We start from the raw sequence: 16,214 nt of genomic DNA, 5'->3' as shown, positions 1-16,214 counted from the left end.
TATCCGCACTCTCTTTCACGAGGCTCAACATGACGCAGCAGGCATTCAAGGTGGCGGCGATCCAGATGGTGTCGACGCCCGAAGTGGAGCAGAACTTCGCCAGCGCCGCGCGGCTGGTGGCGCAGGCCGCGCAGCAGGGCGCGCAGCTGGTGCTGCTGCCCGAGTACTGGCCCATCATGGGCATGCATGAGCGCGACAAGCTCGGCCATGCCGAACGCGACGAGGCCGGCCGCATCCAGGGCTTCATGGCGCAGCTGGCGCGCGAACACAAGCTCTGGCTGATCGGCGGCACCTTGCCCATGGCGGCCGCCAGCGACAATAAGGTGCTCAACACTTCGCTGGTCTACGACCCCGAAGGCCGGCGGGTGGCCCGTTACGACAAGATCCACCTGTTCAACTTCGTCAAGGGAGAAGAGAACTACGACGAGGCGCGCACCATCGAGTACGGCACCGAGGTGAAAACCTTCGAGGCGCCGTTCGGTCGCGTCGGGCTGTCGGTCTGCTACGACCTGCGCTTCCCCGAGCTGTACCGCGCCATGGGCGACTGCGCGCTGATCGTGATGCCGGCCGCCTTCACCCATACCACCGGCAATGCGCACTGGGAAACCCTGCTGCGCGCCCGCGCCATCGAGAACCAGTGCTATGTGCTGGCCTCGGCCCAGGGCGGCAAGCATGTCAACGGTCGCCGCACCTGGGGCCACAGCATGCTGGTCGATCCGTGGGGGGAAATCGTTTCCGTGCTGCCGGAGGGCGAAGGCCTTGTGATCGGCGATATCGACCCCCATCGTCTACAATACGTTCGAGAAAGCTTGCCGGCGTTGCGCCACCGCAAGCTTTGAGGCCGGTTCGGCCATTTTTGCTTTCCGACAAGATCCTATGAAATTATTTGAACCGAATATGGGCGCGCTGCAAGTCGCGCGCGACGTGCTCCTGACTCCTTTCGGCCTGGACGAGTCCAAGCTGATCAAAGCGCTGGGCAGCATGTTCACCCATAAGGTCGACTACGCCGACCTGTATTTCCAGTTCACCAAGAGCGAGGGCTGGAGCCTGGAAGAGGGCATCGTCAAGACCGGCAGCTTCTCCATCGACCAGGGCGTCGGCGTGCGCGCGGTGTCGGGCGACAAGACCGCGTTTTCCTATTCCGACGAGATTTCCGAGAGCGCGCTGCTGGACGCCGCCGCCGCCACGCGCACCATCGCGCGCCAGGGCGCCGGCAAGATCAAGGTCGCGGGCTCGATGGTGCCGGCCGGCGGTCGCGCGCTGTACCTGCCGCACGATCCGCTGACGTCGCTGGACGCCACCGCCAAGGTGCACCTGCTGGAGCGCGTCGAGCGCATCGCGCGCGCCAAGGATCCGCGCGTGGTGCAGGTCATGGCCAGCCTCTCGGGCGAATACGATGTGGTGCTGGTGGCGCGCGCCGACGGCGTGCTGGCCGCCGACATCCGTCCGCTGGTGCGGGTGTCGGTAACCGTGATCGCCGAGCAGAACGGACGCCGCGAGATGGGCAGCAGCGGCGGCGGCGGTCGCTACAGCTATGCCTACTTCACCGATTCGCTGCTGGAGAAATACGCTTCCGAAGCGGTCGCCACCGCGCTGGTCAACCTCGAGTCGCGCCCGGCCCCGGCCGGCCCGATGACCGTGGTGCTCGGCCCCGGCTGGCCCGGCGTGCTGCTGCACGAGGCGATCGGCCACGGCCTGGAAGGCGACTTCAACCGCAAGGGATCGAGCGCCTTCTCCGGCCGCATCGGCGAGCGCGTGGCCGCCAAGGGCGTGACCGTGGTCGACGACGGCACCCTGGCCGACCGCCGCGGTTCGCTCAACATCGACGACGAAGGCAACCCGACCCAGTGCACCACGCTGATCGAGGACGGCATTCTGAAGGGCTACATCCAGGACACCATGAACGCGCGCCTGATGAAGATGCCGGTGACCGGCAACGCCCGTCGCGAATCCTTCGCCCACCTGCCGATGCCGCGCATGACCAACACCTACATGCTGGCCGGCGACAAGGATCCGGCCGAGATCCTGGCTTCGGTCAAGAACGGCCTGTATGCGGTCAATTTCGGCGGCGGCCAGGTCGACATCACCAACGGCAAGTTCGTGTTCTCGGCCAGCGAGGCCTACATGATCGAGAACGGCCGCGTGACCTATCCGGTCAAGGGCGCGACCCTGATCGGCAACGGTCCGGACGTGCTCAACCGCGTCTCCCTGATCGGCAACGACATGCGCCTGGACTCGGGCGTGGGCGTGTGCGGCAAGGAAGGCCAGAGCGTCCCGGTGGGCGTGGGCCAGCCGACGCTGCGCCTGGACGGCGTGACGGTGGGCGGCACGGCCTGATCGATCAGCCGACGCTTCGCAGTACCGAAAGCCGCTGGAGAGATCCGGCGGCTTTTGTTTTTTTGTGGTTTTTGCAGCGTGAGCATGTCGATGCCGGAGACGAATTTCGTGCTTTTTTGCATGGGCGCCACACATCATGTTCCGGCCCAGGGGCAAAAATGCTTGCGCGGGGCATGGTTTTTTATTGTTTATCAGGCCTGAATTTTCATTGATTTGATATTTTTTGTTCTTTTTGTGGCGATTATTTGGATGTTTTGTGTGCGCGAGGAGATGTTTGTCATTTTCGCGGCCTCGCTTGCCAAAGCCTGGAATTTGTAGCACTATGAGTGCTGCTTCAATTTATCCATGCAGCCAAAGATGTCTTTCTTCCGCGCTTACTTTTATTTTTACTTTAGCTATTCCAGCCCCACGGCGGTGAAAAGCGGTAAGCGTTCGTAAAAAGACAAAACCGAATTTCCTAAAAAACCGCCAGTGATGGCGGTTTTTTTTTGGTCGATTTCATACCGATACAGCCCAAAAGCAATCTGGAGAAAAACATGCCGCGCACTGACGATCTTCGCATCCGAGAAATGAAAGAACTGGTTCCTCCCTCGCATCTGATCCGCGAATTCGCCTGCACCGAAAAAGTCGAGCGCACCACGGCAGAAGCGCGCACCGCGCTGCACCGCATCCTGCACGGCCAGGACGACCGCCTGATGGTGGTCATCGGCCCTTGCTCCATCCACGACACCAAGGCGGCGATGGAGTACGCCCGCCGCCTCGTGGGCGAGCGCGAGAAGCACAAGAACGAACTCGAGATCGTCATGCGCGTGTATTTCGAAAAGCCGCGTACGACCGTGGGCTGGAAGGGCCTGATCAACGACCCGTACATGGACAACAGCTTCCGCATCAACGACGGCCTGCGCGCCGCGCGCGAGCTGCTGCTGAACATCAATGACCTGGGCCTGCCCGCCGGCACCGAATTCCTGGACGTGATCAGCCCGCAATACATCGCCGACCTGATCAGCTGGGGCGCCATCGGCGCCCGTACCACCGAGTCGCAGGTGCACCGCGAGCTGGCTTCCGGCCTGTCGTGCCCGGTCGGTTTCAAGAACGGCACCGACGGCAACGTCAAGATCGCCGTGGACGCCATCAAGGCCGCATCGCAGCCGCACCACTTCCTGTCGGTGACCAAGGGCGGCCACTCGGCCATCGTGTCGACCGCCGGCAACGAGGATTGCCACATCATCCTGCGCGGCGGCAAGGCGCCCAACTATGACGCCGCAAGCGTGGATGCGGCCTGCCAGGACATCGGCAAGAGCGGCCTGGCGGCGCGCCTGATGATCGACGCCTCGCACGCCAACAGCTCCAAGAAGCCGGAAAACCAGATTCCCGTGTGCGCCGACATCGGCGGCCAGATCGCCGCCGGCGACACCCGCATCGTCGGCGTGATGGTGGAGTCGCACCTGGTGGCGGGCCGCCAGGACCTGGTGCCTGGCAAGGAGCTGACCTACGGCCAGTCCGTCACCGACGGCTGCATCAACTGGGAAGAGAGCGTGCAGGTGCTGCAAGGCCTGGCGGATTCGGTCAAGCAACGTCGCCTGGTGGGTGAGCGCGACGCCGCCTGATTGGCTTGGCCAGAAGGCTTGCTCCCAGCCAAAAAAGCCCCGCGAATGCGGGGCTTTTTTATTGTGCAGGATGAGCTTTGCAGCCTGCCCCGGAAGGTGCAGAATGGCTGCGCCGCGAAGCCTCAGCAAACGGCGTGCCGCGGCCCATACCAACATCAAGGAGATCACCGAATGTCCACCCCTTCCAAGGTCGCAGCGATTCCGCCCGGCATGCATTCGATCACGCCGCATCTGGTATGCGCCGGCGCCGCCGAGGCCATCGAGTTCTACAAGAAAGCCTTCGGCGCGCGCGAAGGCGGCCGGCTGGCCGGTCCCGACGGGCGCCTGATGCACGCCCATATCAACATCGGCGACTCCAGCCTGATGCTGGTCGACGAGATGCCGGAATGGAAATGCCTGGGCCCGAAGGCGCTGGGCGGCTCCCCGGTCACCATTCACTTGTACGTGGAAGACGTGGACGCCGTGTTCGCCCAGGCCGTGGCGGCCGGCGCGCAGGTGAAGATGCCGGTGGCCGACATGTTCTGGGGCGACCGCTACGGGCAGCTGGTCGATCCTTTCGGCCATAGCTGGTCGGTCGCCACGCATGTGCGTGACCTGACGCCGGAAGAAATCCGGAAGGGCGCCGATTGCCCGGGCACCGGGCAGTAAGCGCTTGCACCCATAAAAAACGCCGGCTATGTGCCGGCGTTTTTCATCTGGGCTCGCGCGCCTGGCGATCAGTCGCGGAAGTTGTTGAATTCCAGCGGGATGTCTTTCACATCCTTGCGCAGCAGCGCCATGGCCGCCTGCAAATCGTCGCGCTTGGCGCCGGTGATGCGCACCGCATCGCCCTGGATGCTGGCCTGCACCTTCATCTTGCTGTCCTTGATGATGCGCACGATCTTCTTGGCGTCGTCGCTTTCGATGCCGTTCTTGACCTTGATCACCTGCTTGACCTTGTCGCCGCCGATCTTCTCGATCTTGCCTTCGTCCAGGAAGCGCACGTCGACGTTGCGCTTGGTCATCTTGTTGGTCAGCACGTCGCGCACCTGGCTGAGCTGGAAGTCGGAGTCGGCGAAAGCGGTCAGTTCGCGTTCCTTCTGCTCGACGCGGGCGTCGGTGCCCTTGAAGTCGAAACGGGTGGAGATTTCCTTGTTGGCCTGCTCGACGGCATTCTTCACTTCGACCAGGTTGGCTTCGCAGACGGTATCAAAAGAGGGCATGGCTTTATCCTTGTATTCTTGCGGCCGGCGAGGGCGCCGGCGTTCGTCCGTGATTTTAGCCGACCGGGCGCTCCCCGGCTATTGCCGGTGCGCTGACGGCGCTTTTCCGGCAAGCCCGGCAGACTGGGGGGCGGGAAGGCTATAATCCATGCCCTATGTCTTCGCCAGCCCCACAACACGACTTTTCCCTGCGCGCGCTCAATACTTTCGGCATCGAGGCGCGTGCACAGGCCTACCTGCCGGTGGACGGCGCCGATACGCTGCGCGCGGTGCGCGCCGACGCCACGCTGGCCGCCTTGCCGCGCCTGGTGCTGGGCGGCGGCAGCAATCTGCTGCTGACCCAGGATTTCGCCGGGCTGGTGCTGCACATGCGCGGGGCCGGCATCGAGGTGGTCGGCGAGGATGAGGACTTCACCTACGTGCGCGCCGCCGCCGGCGAGAACTGGCACGGTTTCGTGCAATGGACGCTGGCGCAGGGCCTGAGCGGGCTGGAGAACCTGTCGCTGATTCCCGGCAGCGTGGGCGCCGCGCCCATCCAGAACATCGGCGCCTACGGCATCGAGCTCAAGGACCGGTTCCATGAACTGCGCGCCTTCGATTTCGCCGCCGGCGAAGTGCTGACGCTGGATCGCGCGGCCTGTCGCTTCGGTTACCGCGACAGCGTCTTCAAGCACGAACTGCGCGACCGCGCCGTGGTGCTGGACGTGACCTTCGCCTTGCCCAAGCGCTGGCAGCCCAACGCCAACTACGCCGACGTGGCGCAGGCGCTGCAGGAAAAAGGCTTCAGCGACGCCGCGCAGGCAAGCGCACGCGACATCGCCGACGCCGTCATCGCCATCCGCACACGCAAGCTGCCCGACCCCGCCAAGATCGGCAACGCCGGCAGCTTCTTCAAGAATCCCATCGTCAGCGCGCAGCAGCGCGACGCCTTGCTGGCGCAGCATATCGGCCTGGTCAGCTACCGCCAGGACGACGGCAGCTACAAGCTGGCGGCCGGCTGGCTGATCGACCGCTGCGGCTGGAAGGGCAAGACCATGGGCGCGGCCGGCGTGTACGAGAAGCAGGCGCTGGTGCTGGTCAACCACGGCGGCGCCAGCGGGGCCGATATCGCGCAGCTGGCCAAGGCGATCCAGGATGACGTGATGCTGAAGTTCGGCGTGGCGCTTGAGCCTGAGCCGGTGTTTATCTGATCTTCTTTTTCGGCGCGCGGTCGTTGTTCGGAGACCGTTGATGTGCAGCTAACGCCGCTGGGTTCCGGCCTTCGCCGGAACGACAAAGAAGAAGCAACCTGAACCCTTGGCTGGTCGAGTCCATCACTGTCCTGTCGTTCCGGCGAAGGCCGGAACCCAGCGGCGTTGAATCTCCCTCAAGGCGCAGCAAAGCCACTTGATCCTCCGAGCGCAACGAGATCTCGGGCGAGGAACCAGCGCGCAAACCAGCGCCAAGCCTGCACGACGCACAATAAAAAACGCCGGTCGAAACCGGCGTTTTTCATTTCATCGCAACCGCGCGGAATCAGCCGTAATGGCAGACGTAGTCCACGGCCTCGGTCACTTCGATGTCGAAGGACGAGTTGCCCGGCACGCTGAACTGGGTACCGGCGCCGTAGGTGTTCCAGGCTTCCTCGCCCTTCAGGCGGATACGGCAGCTGCCGCTGACGATTTCCATGATTTCCGGCGAAGCGGTGCCGAAGTTGAGCGTGGAGGGCAGGATCACGCCCAGGGTCTTCTTGGTGCCGTCGGCGAACAGCACGGTGTGCGAGACGCACTTGCCGTCGAAGTAGACGTTGCCCTTTTTCAGGACGGTGACGTTGTCGAATTGGATGCTCATCAAAATTCTTTCAGGCAGATCTTTGGTTGAGGTTGCTTACTTCGAATCCTTGTCCAGCAGCGGCAGCGACACTGCGCTGCTGTTGTCCAGCAGGCCGGTGCTCTGGTAGATCGCCAGCTTCTGGCGGGTGTCGACGATGTCCAGGTTGCGCATGGTCAGCTGGCCGATGCGGTCGGCCGGGGTGAAGGCGCCTTCGCCCTTTTCCATGGTCAGGCGTTCCGGCTGGTAGGTCAGGTTGGGCGACTCGGTGTTCAGGATCGAGTAGTCGTTGCCGCGGCGCAGTTCGATGGTCACTTCGCCGGTGATGGCGCGCGCCACCCAGCGTTGCGCGGTTTCGCGCAGCATGATGGCCTGCGAGTCGAACCAGCGGCCCTGGTACAGCAGGCGGCCCAGCTTGCGGCCGTTGTCGCGGTACTGCTCGATGGTGTCTTCGTTGTGGATGCCGGTGATCAGGCGCTCGTAGGCGATGAACAGCAGCGCCAGGCCCGGGGCTTCGTAGATGCCGCGGCTCTTGGCTTCGATGATGCGGTTCTCGATCTGGTCGCTCATGCCCAGGCCATGACGGCCGCCGATCTTGTTGGCTTCCAGGATCAGGTCGGTCATGCTGGCGAAGGTCTTGCCGTTGAGCGCGACCGGGCGGCCTTCTTCGAAGCGCACGGTGACGGTCTCGGCCTTGACTTCGACGTCGTCGCGCCAGAAGGCCACGCCCATGATCGGCTGCACGATCTTGATGCCGCTGTTGAGGAACTCCAGGTCCTTTGCTTCGTGGGTCGCGCCCAGCATGTTGGAGTCGGTCGAGTAGGCCTTTTCCACCGACATCTTGTAGTCGAAGCCGGACTTGATCATGAACTCGGACATTTCCTTGCGGCCGCCCAGTTCGTCGATGAAGGTGTTGTCCAGCCAGGGCTTGTAGATCTTCAGGTTGGGGTTCACCAGCAGGCCGTAGCGGTAGAAGCGCTCGATGTCGTTGCCCTTGAAGGTGCTGCCGTCGCCCCAGATGTCGACGTTGTCTTCACGCATGGCGGCCACCAGCATGGTGCCAGTCACGGCGCGGCCCAGCGGGGTGGTGTTGAAGTAGGTCACGCCGGCGGTGGAGATGTGGAAGGCGCCGCTTTGCAGCGCGGCGATGCCTTCGTTGGCCAGCTGCTCGCGGCAGTCGATCAGGCGCGCCAGTTCGGCGCCGTACTGCATCGCCTTCTTCGGGATGGCGTCGTAATCCGGCTCGTCCGGCTGGCCCAGGTTGGCGGTGTAGGCGTAGGGGATGGCGCCCTTCTGGCGCATCCAGGTCAGCGCGGCGCTGGTGTCTAGGCCGCCGGAGAAGGCGATGCCGACTTTTTGTTTGACCGGAACGGATTGCAGGATGTTGGACATGATCTTGACTGTTGCGAGTGTGTTGATATGACTTGAAGGTGCGGCGGTTCAGTCGAACTTGCCGTGCACCAGGTATTCGAGCAGGGCCTTCTGGACATGCAGGCGGTTCTCTGCCTCGTCCCAGACCACCGACTGCGGGCCGTCGATGACTTCGGCGGCGACTTCCTCGCCGCGGTGCGCCGGCAGGCAGTGCATGAAGAGGGCGTCCTTCTTGGCGCGCGCCATCTTGGGGCCGTCCACGATCCAGCCGTCGAAGGCCTTCAGGCGGGCGGCGTTCTCGTCTTCGTAGCCCATGCTGGTCCACACGTCGGTGGTGACCAGGTCGGCGTCCTGGCAGGCGTCGGCCGGGTTGGCGAAGAAGGTGTAGTTCTTGTTGCCGGGCGTCACCTGCGCCGGATCGATGTCGTAGCCCTTGGGCGTGGAGACGTTGACGTGGAAGCCGAACACCTCGGCCGCCTGCAGCCACGAGTAGAGCATGTTGTTGGCGTCGCCGATCCAGGCCACGATCTTGCCCTGGATGGAGCCGCGGTGCTCGATGAAGGTGAACACGTCGGCCAGCACCTGGCAGGGATGCTGCTCGTTGGTCAGGCCGTTGATCACCGGCACGCGCGAATATGCGGCGAAGCGCTCGATGATTTCCTGGCCGTAGGTGCGGATCATGATGACGTCGCACATGCGCGACATCACCTGCGCCGCATCTTCCACCGGCTCGCCGCGGCCCAGCTGGCTGTCGCGCGTGTTCAGGTAGATCGCGGCGCCGCCCATCTGGTGCATGCCAGCCTCGAAGGACAGGCGGGTACGGGTCGAATTCTTCTCGAACACCATCACCAGCGTACGGTCGGCCAGCGTATGGTGGGGTTCGTAATTCTTGAACTTACGTTTGATCACACGAGAACGTTCGATCACGTATTCGTATTCATCAAGCGTAAAGTCGGAAAACTGAAGGTAGTGTTTGATTGCCATAAATGAAAACGGCGGCCAGCGTGGCGCCTGCCGCCGATCGTTATAACTGCTTAGATTATAAGGGATTCGGGGCAAAAAGATACCCACAGGGGTTGCCCGGAAGAAAGCCTGCGGCAAGCCGCAGCCCAGCCGCAGTCGCGGCGGCGATGTCAAAAGAAAAACTATTAGACATCGTGCCGGGTCAGTCTACGCTGCTTTACGACGTGGCTCCGCATGAATTGCGATTAATCGCCGATATCCGCATTCGCGGGCGATACCGATGCGAATCGCTCTCATTTGCCAACCTAGAATTGCGCTCCGTTTTCGTTACAGGTTGGTTTGACATGTCTTCTTCCCGCTTCGTTTTCCGGCGTACGCGCATGCGCACGCTGCCACTGGCGCTGTGTGCCGCCTTCACTTCAATGCCGCTGTATGCCGCCGAGGACGGCGACGACAAGGAAAAGGACAAGCTGCCCGCCGTCGAGGTGCGTGGTGAGCGCAGTCATTACGATCCGCGGACTTCGGTCGTCAGCACCGCAACCAAGAGCAGCCTGAGTGATCGCGAGATTCCCCAAAGCATCAACAGCATCAAGGTGGAGGAGGCGGTTTCTTATGGCGCGCGCGACCTGGCAGGAGTGCTTGTCGGCGTCCCCGGCGTGTCGAATGCATCGGACACGCGCTTTGACGTTTACAAGATCCGCGGTTTTTCAGCCTTGAGCGACATGATGCTGGATGGCATCCGGGACGACATGCAATACATCCGGGGACTCGGCAATATCGAGCGCGTCGAGATCCTGAAAGGACCGGCTGCGGTGCTCTACGGACGCGGCAGCGGTGGTGGCGTGATCAATCGCATCAGCAAGCAGCCCGGTCAGGATGTCGTCAGCAGCGCCAGCCTGTTCGCCGGCAGCTATGGTCGCACGGGGGGCTCCGTCGATATCAATCGTGTCATCAGCGACGAGTGGGCGGTACGGATCAACGCCGGTCGCGAATACGCAGGAAGCTTCCGCAACGGCGTCAACAGCACACGGCAATATCTTGCACCCTCGGTGAAGTGGGATAACAAAACCAGCAGCTGGCTGCTGCAGGCTGAATATGGAGAGTTTGAACGCGTACCCGATCGCGGCATGCCGGCTGTCGCCAGGACCGGAGGCGGGTTCATTCTTCCGCCAGCTTCCATGGACAAGACTTACGGGCAATTCGGACGCGACAACATCAAAGACATCAATGCCCGACTGCGTTCCACTTTTACGCACAATCTCGACGCCGATTGGCAGCTGCGTCATGTGATCAACCTGCTCAATGTCGACAGCTCTTTTGACAACACCTATGTAAGCGGTGCCGGAACCGGGACGTTTCCCAACTATACGGCCGGACGCTCCCGGTTCAAGCAGGATCTGCTTCAACGCAATCTTCAGACGAATCTCGAACTGGAGGGGAAGTTCAATACCGGCGCGATGGGGCATCAAGTGCTGGTCGGCCTGGAGTACGGCAAGCAGAACCGGGATTCGAGGTTGCGCTCCTATCTCGCGAGCCCTATTTCGGTGATGACCCCGAATAACAGATCCGATGCCAACGGGACGCTTCAGTTCGACTCGCGCGGTACCTATGAGGCGAGTTCATATTCCGCCTATGCTCAGGATCTGATCAAACTGACGCAGGAACTGAGCTTGCTGGCGGGAGTTCGTTGGGATAGTTATGAGGTCGACTATCGTTCGCTTCGCATCGACTCGAGGATTACCCGAGGCGAAGTCCGCCGCTCTACGCCGTCCGTGTTGAGTCCGCGTGCGGGACTGGTATGGTCGCCTGTCAGCGATCACAGTTTCTACCTCTCTTACAGCAAGAACTTTTCGCCTTTCGGCGGCGAGTTGATGGGAATGTCGTCAGCCGCTTCACGCCAGGACAGCGATTTCGGGCCGCAATACAGTCGCCAGTATGAGGTAGGTGTGAAGAGCGATTGGCTAGGCAAGAAAATCAGCTCGACGTTGTCGATATTCCAGCTCGATCTCTACAACCGACGGGTTCAAGTCTCCAGCAGCCCAGACATGTATGTGCTGAACGGGCTTGAGCGCAATCGCGGCGTGGAGTTGAGCATCAATGGCGAACTGGCGCGAGACTGGTTCTTGCGCAGCGGGTTCTCGCTGCAAAATGCCAAGGTCGTCGAGACACATCGTTCGGAGAGCAGATACAAGGGCAAGCAATCCATCGGGGTGGCGAAACAGAACGGCAACGTTTTTGTGAGCTACGCGCCGGCGCAGGGCTTCTTTGCCGAGACGGGGTTGGTCTATGAAGGCAGTCGTTATGTCGATCGCGACAATTTGCTCGCGCTGCCCGGCTACACCCGTTGGGATGGCAAGCTAGGCTATCGTTTCCCGAAGGTGGAGGTGATTCTCGCCGTCACCAATCTTTTTGACAAGAAATACTATGCAAGCGGTACAGGCCTGGGGCAAATCATGCCGGGCACACCTCGAAGCGCCTTCTTGTCGGCATCGTACAAGTTCTGATGCACGGGTCCTGAAGTGAAAAAGCCATCCGCGTTCCGGATGGCTTTTTTGCTTGGATTGAAGGGCGTCAGCCGGGCGCCCCAGGATGGATGGGGAGGCGTTCGCTCAATACAAGGTCTGCGACGACTCATGCACCAGCTGCGCATACAACTGGTGCCGCAGCCCGGCGATTTCGCCCGACTGCACCGCCTCCAGCACCGCGCAGCCCGGTTCGCTCAGGTGGTGGCAGTTGTAGAAGCGGCATTTGCCGAGGTAGGGCGTGAAGTCGCGGAAGGCCCGTTCCAGCATGCCTTCGGAGAGCTGGTACAGGCCGAACTCCTGGAAGCCCGGCGAATCGATGATGCTGGTCGCTTCATCCATCTGGTACAGGCGGGTGAAGGTGGTGGTGTGCTTGCCGGTGTCGAGCGCGGCCGAAATCTCGCGCACGGCGATGTCGGCGTCCGGGATGATGAGGTTGATCAGCGAAGACTTGCCCATGCCCGACTGGCCGATCAGGATGGTGCTCTTGCCCGCCAGCAGCGGCAGGAAGGCCGCGCGGGTTTCGTCAGGACGTGCGGTGGCCGACACCTCGTGCACCGGATAACCCAGGCGCGCATAGACCTGCAGGCGCTCGCGCGTCTTGGGCAGCGCTTCTTCGATGTCGGTCTTGTTCAGGATCAGGTGCGCCGACACGCCGGCCGACTCGGCCGCCACCAGCGAGCGCGACACCAGGTCGTCCGAGAAGCTGGGTTCGGTCGCCACCACGATGAAGAGCTGGTCGACGTTGGCCGCCAGCAGCTTGGACTTGTACTGGTCGGAGCGGTACAGCAGGGTCTTGCGCTCGTCGATGGACTCCACCACGCCCTGGTTGGGGGAGGTGCGGGCGAAGCGGATGCGGTCGCCGACGGAGACGTCGCTCTTCTTGCCGCGCGTGACGCATTGCAGTTTCTGCTCGCCGGCCTGGACAAGATAATGCCGCCCGTGGGCGGCAATCACCAGGCCGGATTCGAGTGCGCCGGCCGCCTGGCGCGGCGCGGCGTGGGGTTTCTTCGATGCCATCAGGATGCGCGCTGGGCGAAGATCGCGTCGACCTTGGCCGCGCAGATGAAGTCGTTGACGGACAAGCCGCCCTTGCCGTTGTTCACGCTGTGGGTGTCGAACTTCACGCCGCAGCGGTTGTAGCTCACTGCCAGGTCGGGGTGGTGGTCTTCGGCGTGGATCACCCAGGCGATGGCGTTGACGAAGGCCAGGGTCTGGTAATAGTCCTTGAAGTCGAAGGCGCGGGACAGCTTGCCGCCGTCGATCTTCCAGTCGGGCAGGGCGGCCAGGTTTTCCTTGATGCCGGCTTCGTCAAGCGCGGTGGTCTGGTGGTTGCAGCGGCCTGCGGCGAGGGTGTTAGCGGTGATGCTCATGGGGTTCTCCTTGGTCCGGTTGCGGTCTGTGTTGCACCTGTATCGAGGTGGACAGCCGCAGCCGGCGCTTGTTCATGGTTGGGCCGTTCAGTGGCCCGAGGCGCCTTGCGCCAGGTTGAGCCTGCCGATGCGCAGGGCGGCGGGCGGATGCGAATCGTAGAAGGCCGAGTGCAGCGGATCGGGCGTCAGGGTCGAGGCATTGTCTTCGTAGAGCTTGACCAGCGCCGAGACCAGGTCCTGCGCATTGGTGTATTGGGCGGCGAAGGCGTCGGCCTCGAACTCGTGCTTGCGCGAAGTCAGCGAGGACAGCGGCGAGAGCAGGAAGGTGAAGATCGGCAGCGCCAGCATGAACAGGATCAGCGCCATGGCGTCGTTGCTGCCGAACAGCAGCGGGTTCACGCCCAGGCCGGTGTAGAACCAGACCTGGCCTTTCAGGTAGCCCAGCAGCGCCAGGAATCCCAGCGAGATGGCAAACATCACGACCACGCGCTTGACGATGTGCTTGAGCTTGAAGTGGCCTAGCTCGTGCGCCAGCACTGCCTCGATCTCATGCGGTGCCAGGCGCGCCAGCAGGGTGTCGAAGAACACGATGCGCTTGCCCGAGCCGAAGCCGGAGAAATACGCGTTGCCGTGCGCGCTGCGCTTGGAGCCGTCCATCACGAACAGGCCCTTGGAGGCGAAGCCCACGCGGGTCATCAGGCCTTCGATGCGGCTGCGCAGGCCGTCGTCGTCCAGCGCGGTGAACTTGTTGAACAGCGGCGCGATGAAGCTGGGGTAGATCACCAGCATCAGCAGCTGGAAGGCGCACAGCACGATCCAGGCGTACAGCCACCACAGCGCGCCGGCCTTGTCCATCAGCGCCAGCACCACCCACAGCAGCGGCAGGCCGATCACCGCGCCCACCAGCGATTGCTTGATCATGTCGCTGAAGAACAGCGCGCGCGTCATCTTGTTGAAGCCGAAGCGGGTTTCCAGTTTGAACTGGCGGTAATAGTCGAAGGGCAGGTCGACCAGGCCGGAGATGATGCCGAAGGCCGCCACCAAGCCGATCTGGTACACCATGCCGGGGCCGCCGGTCCAGCCCAGGACCAGTCCCGACAACCATTGCAGGCCGCCCAGCAGGGTGAAGGCGATCAGCACGGCGGCATTGACCAGCAGCGTCACCAGGCCGAACTTGGTGCGCGCGACGGTGTAGTCGGCCGCCTTCTGGTGGGCCGACAGCGGGATCTTTTCGGCGAATTCGGCCGGCACCGCGGCGCGGTGCGCCAGCACATGGCGAATGTGGCGCGATGCCAGCCAGAAGCGAACCAGCAGGCTGGCGGCCAAAAAGCCGACGAACAAAACCGAAAACGTGAGTGAAGACATTCTTTCCCTGTGCGAAAATGGCGGAGGTTCCATGCCCGGCCCGCTGTCCCGAGGACTTCCGGCGGCGGCGCTGCGCAGCAGGACGATCCATCAAACAGCAGGATCCCGGATAGCAAGCGCAAGCAAGCGAACGAACAAACTGAAGAAGGGCGCATCGCTCTCTGCATCAATAAGGAAGAATTATGTCACAAGCAGCCGACGCCAACGCCGGGCAAGCCCCAGCCGTACCGCTTCGTCCCAATGAAATGAACCTGGTCTGGGTTGATATGGAAATGACCGGCCTGGATCCCGACAACGACCGCATCATCGAAGTCGCCGTGGTGGTCACCGACTCCCAGCTCAACGTGCTGGGCGAAGGCCCGGTCATGGCGATCCACCAGTCCGACGAAATCCTGGACGGCATGGACGCCTGGAACAAGGGCACCCACGGCCGCTCCGGCCTGATCGACCGCGTCAAGGCGTCGACCATCACCGAGGCCGAGGCCGAGAAAGTGCTGATCGAATTCCTGAAGAAATACGTGCCGGCCGGCAAGTCGCCGATGTGCGGCAACTCGATCTGCCAGGACCGCCGCTTCATGGTGCGCGGCATGCCCAAGCTGGAAGAATTCTTCCACTACCGCAACCTCGACGTTTCCACGCTGAAAGAACTGTGCAAGCGCTGGAAGCCGGAAATCTCCACCGGCTTCAAGAAGCGCCAGATGCACACGGCGCTGGCCGACATCGTCGAGTCGATCGAAGAGCTGAAGTATTACCGCGAGCACTTCATCAAGGAGTGAGGCGGGGAGGGCGAGGCCAAGGGCTTCGCTGCCGATGAGAAACGGCGCGACGGTGTGAACCGGCGCGCCGTTTTCTTTTTTTGAGCCTTACCGTTTTCTCGTCATTCCGGCGCAGCGCAGGTTCGGGAATTGCTCGTTGCGCTCAACAGGCGTTGGAGAGGTGCGCCGAACGCCGCTGGGTCCTGACTTTCGTCAGGACGACGGGGCGGTGGTGGGGAGGCGTGCAGGTTGTTGAATCAATCTCCGTCATCCCGGCGCAGAGCGGGAGCGGGTATCGGCCGTTTCGCTCAACATGCATTGGAGAGGCGCGCCGAACGCCGCTGAGTCCTGACTTTCGTCAGGACGACGGGGCGGTGCTGGGGAGGCGTGCAGGCTGTTGAATCAATCTCCGTCGTCCCGGCACAGGGCGGGGGCGGGCATCGGTCGTTTCGCTCAACAGGCGTTGGAGAGGTGCGCCGAACGCCGCTGGGTCCTGACTTTCGTCAGGACGACGGGTAGGTGGTGGGGAGGCGTGCAGGTTGTTGAATCAATCTCCGTCATCCCGGCGCAGGGCGGGAGCGGACATCGGTCGTTTCGCTCAACAGGCGCTGGAGAGGTGCGCCGAACGCCGCTGGGTCCTGACTTTCGTCAGGACGACGGGTAGGCGGTGGGGAGGCGTGCAGGTTGTTGAATCAATCTCCGTCATCCGGCACAGGGCGGGAGCAGACATCGGTCGTTTCGCTCAACAGGCGCTGGAGAGGTGCGCCGAACGTCGCCGGGTCCTGACTTTCGTCAGGACGACGGGTAGGCGGTGAGGAGAACGGTGAGAAGACGTGCATGCGCTTGAATTTTTCACCGTCATCCCGGCGCAGGCCGGGATCCAGTGTCGTTCGTCGCACCGCGCATGCGT

Annotated in this window: 14 protein-coding genes; 7 read left to right on the top strand and 7 right to left on the bottom strand. The window is 62.5% G+C overall.

The genetic code is table 11. The features are described 5' to 3' along the window. The first annotated feature begins 29 nt into the window (after nt 1–29). The 4 genes from CEJ42_RS05625 to CEJ42_RS05610 all read left to right on the top strand — a co-directional run bounded on the left by CEJ42_RS05625 (nt 30) and on the right by CEJ42_RS05610 (nt 4,592). Nucleotides 30–839, top strand: a complete 810-nt coding sequence (locus CEJ42_RS05625; RefSeq protein WP_079215821.1) for a carbon-nitrogen hydrolase family protein — start codon at nt 30–32, stop codon at nt 837–839. 37 nt (nt 840–876) lie between these two features. Then, entirely contained in the window at nt 877–2,337 is a 1,461-nt protein-coding gene (tldD, locus tag CEJ42_RS05620; RefSeq protein ID WP_088750304.1) for a metalloprotease TldD, read from the top strand. A 536-nt stretch (nt 2,338–2,873) separates the two neighbouring features. Next, nucleotides 2,874–3,944: a 3-deoxy-7-phosphoheptulonate synthase AroG gene (aroG, locus tag CEJ42_RS05615; protein ID WP_079215819.1), complete on the top strand. Its 1,071-nt coding sequence runs from the start codon at nt 2,874–2,876 to the stop codon at nt 3,942–3,944. Between the two features lie 171 nt (nt 3,945–4,115). After that, nucleotides 4,116–4,592 carry a VOC family protein gene (locus tag CEJ42_RS05610; RefSeq protein ID WP_088750303.1) on the top strand — a complete coding sequence of 159 codons (477 nt, stop codon included), beginning with the start codon at nt 4,116–4,118 and terminating at the stop codon, nt 4,590–4,592. Between the two features lie 68 nt (nt 4,593–4,660). On the opposite strand, the gene CEJ42_RS05605 is transcribed toward CEJ42_RS05610, so the two are convergent. After that, nucleotides 4,661–5,146 (bottom strand): YajQ family cyclic di-GMP-binding protein, encoded by a 486-nt coding sequence (locus CEJ42_RS05605; RefSeq protein ID WP_088750302.1) that lies wholly within the window; start codon nt 5,144–5,146, stop codon nt 4,661–4,663. A 155-nt stretch (nt 5,147–5,301) separates the two neighbouring features. On the opposite strand from CEJ42_RS05605, the gene murB reads away from it, so the two are divergent. Next, nucleotides 5,302–6,336 carry a UDP-N-acetylmuramate dehydrogenase gene (gene murB / locus CEJ42_RS05600; protein ID WP_088750301.1) on the top strand — a complete coding sequence of 345 codons (1,035 nt, stop codon included), beginning with the start codon at nt 5,302–5,304 and terminating at the stop codon, nt 6,334–6,336. Between the two features lie 325 nt (nt 6,337–6,661). Here murB and ppnP read toward each other — a convergent pair whose 3' ends face one another. From ppnP to argF, 3 genes are read right to left on the bottom strand one after another with little or no spacing between them, the layout of a single operon-like run. After that, the gene (gene ppnP / locus CEJ42_RS05595; protein WP_088750300.1) at nt 6,662–6,976 is read right to left on the bottom strand and encodes a pyrimidine/purine nucleoside phosphorylase; all 315 of its coding nucleotides are present in this window, start codon (nt 6,974–6,976) and stop codon (nt 6,662–6,664) included. A gap of 36 nt (nt 6,977–7,012) precedes the next feature. Next, entirely contained in the window at nt 7,013–8,347 is a 1,335-nt protein-coding gene (argG, locus tag CEJ42_RS05590) for an argininosuccinate synthase (protein WP_079215814.1), read from the bottom strand. 48 nt (nt 8,348–8,395) lie between these two features. Then, nucleotides 8,396–9,310: an ornithine carbamoyltransferase gene (argF, locus tag CEJ42_RS05585; RefSeq protein ID WP_079215813.1), complete on the bottom strand. Its 915-nt coding sequence runs from the start codon at nt 9,308–9,310 to the stop codon at nt 8,396–8,398. A 2-nt stretch (nt 9,311–9,312) separates the two neighbouring features. Between argF and CEJ42_RS05580 the strand changes: the two genes are divergently transcribed. Next, nucleotides 9,313–11,793 (top strand): TonB-dependent receptor, encoded by a 2,481-nt coding sequence (locus tag CEJ42_RS05580; RefSeq protein ID WP_243397792.1) that lies wholly within the window; start codon nt 9,313–9,315, stop codon nt 11,791–11,793. A gap of 105 nt (nt 11,794–11,898) precedes the next feature. Here the strand turns inward: CEJ42_RS05580 and rsgA are convergent, their stop codons facing one another. The 3 genes from rsgA to CEJ42_RS05565 all read right to left on the bottom strand — a co-directional run bounded on the left by rsgA (nt 11,899) and on the right by CEJ42_RS05565 (nt 14,549). Beyond that, nucleotides 11,899–12,831, bottom strand: coding sequence for a ribosome small subunit-dependent GTPase A (gene rsgA, locus CEJ42_RS05575; RefSeq protein ID WP_079215811.1), 933 nt, complete (start codon nt 12,829–12,831; stop codon nt 11,899–11,901). Then, the gene (locus tag CEJ42_RS05570) at nt 12,831–13,184 is read right to left on the bottom strand and encodes a 4a-hydroxytetrahydrobiopterin dehydratase (RefSeq protein ID WP_079215810.1); all 354 of its coding nucleotides are present in this window, start codon (nt 13,182–13,184) and stop codon (nt 12,831–12,833) included. Before CEJ42_RS05570 ends, rsgA begins: the two co-directional genes overlap by 1 nt. 87 nt (nt 13,185–13,271) lie before the next feature. After that, a complete protein-coding gene (locus CEJ42_RS05565) occupies nt 13,272–14,549 on the bottom strand; it encodes a M48 family metallopeptidase (protein ID WP_079215809.1) in 1,278 nt (425 codons plus the stop codon). Nucleotides 14,550–14,731: 182 nt separating this feature from the next. Between CEJ42_RS05565 and orn the strand changes: the two genes are divergently transcribed. Then, nucleotides 14,732–15,325 (top strand): oligoribonuclease, encoded by a 594-nt coding sequence (gene orn / locus CEJ42_RS05560; protein ID WP_079215808.1) that lies wholly within the window; start codon nt 14,732–14,734, stop codon nt 15,323–15,325. Nucleotides 15,326–16,214: the final 889 nt, after the last annotated feature.

This window comes from Herbaspirillum robiniae, assembly GCF_002213415.1.
In the GTDB taxonomy this organism is placed as follows: Bacteria; Pseudomonadota; Gammaproteobacteria; order Burkholderiales; family Burkholderiaceae_D; genus Herbaspirillum; species Herbaspirillum robiniae.
This window is presented reverse-complemented; position numbering and strand designations above follow the sequence as displayed.

What these genes read in the sequence shown, in the direction of transcription:
- CEJ42_RS05625 (WP_079215821.1), top strand. Translation starts at nt 30, where the DNA reads ATGACGCAGCAGGCATTCAAGGTGGCGGCGATCCAGATGGTGTCGACG.
- tldD (WP_088750304.1), top strand. Translation starts at nt 877, where the DNA reads ATGAAATTATTTGAACCGAATATGGGCGCGCTGCAAGTCGCGCGCGAC.
- aroG (WP_079215819.1), top strand. Translation starts at nt 2,874, where the DNA reads ATGCCGCGCACTGACGATCTTCGCATCCGAGAAATGAAAGAACTGGTT.
- CEJ42_RS05610 (WP_088750303.1), top strand. Translation starts at nt 4,116, where the DNA reads ATGTCCACCCCTTCCAAGGTCGCAGCGATTCCGCCCGGCATGCATTCG.
- CEJ42_RS05605 (WP_088750302.1), bottom strand. Translation starts at nt 5,146, where the DNA reads ATGCCCTCTTTTGATACCGTCTGCGAAGCCAACCTGGTCGAAGTGAAG.
- murB (WP_088750301.1), top strand. Translation starts at nt 5,302, where the DNA reads ATGTCTTCGCCAGCCCCACAACACGACTTTTCCCTGCGCGCGCTCAAT.
- ppnP (WP_088750300.1), bottom strand. Translation starts at nt 6,976, where the DNA reads ATGAGCATCCAATTCGACAACGTCACCGTCCTGAAAAAGGGCAACGTC.
- argG (WP_079215814.1), bottom strand. Translation starts at nt 8,347, where the DNA reads ATGTCCAACATCCTGCAATCCGTTCCGGTCAAACAAAAAGTCGGCATC.
- argF (WP_079215813.1), bottom strand. Translation starts at nt 9,310, where the DNA reads ATGGCAATCAAACACTACCTTCAGTTTTCCGACTTTACGCTTGATGAA.
- CEJ42_RS05580 (WP_243397792.1), top strand. Translation starts at nt 9,313, where the DNA reads ATGAAAACGGCGGCCAGCGTGGCGCCTGCCGCCGATCGTTATAACTGC.
- rsgA (WP_079215811.1), bottom strand. Translation starts at nt 12,831, where the DNA reads ATGGCATCGAAGAAACCCCACGCCGCGCCGCGCCAGGCGGCCGGCGCA.
- CEJ42_RS05570 (WP_079215810.1), bottom strand. Translation starts at nt 13,184, where the DNA reads ATGAGCATCACCGCTAACACCCTCGCCGCAGGCCGCTGCAACCACCAG.
- CEJ42_RS05565 (WP_079215809.1), bottom strand. Translation starts at nt 14,549, where the DNA reads ATGTCTTCACTCACGTTTTCGGTTTTGTTCGTCGGCTTTTTGGCCGCC.
- orn (WP_079215808.1), top strand. Translation starts at nt 14,732, where the DNA reads ATGTCACAAGCAGCCGACGCCAACGCCGGGCAAGCCCCAGCCGTACCG.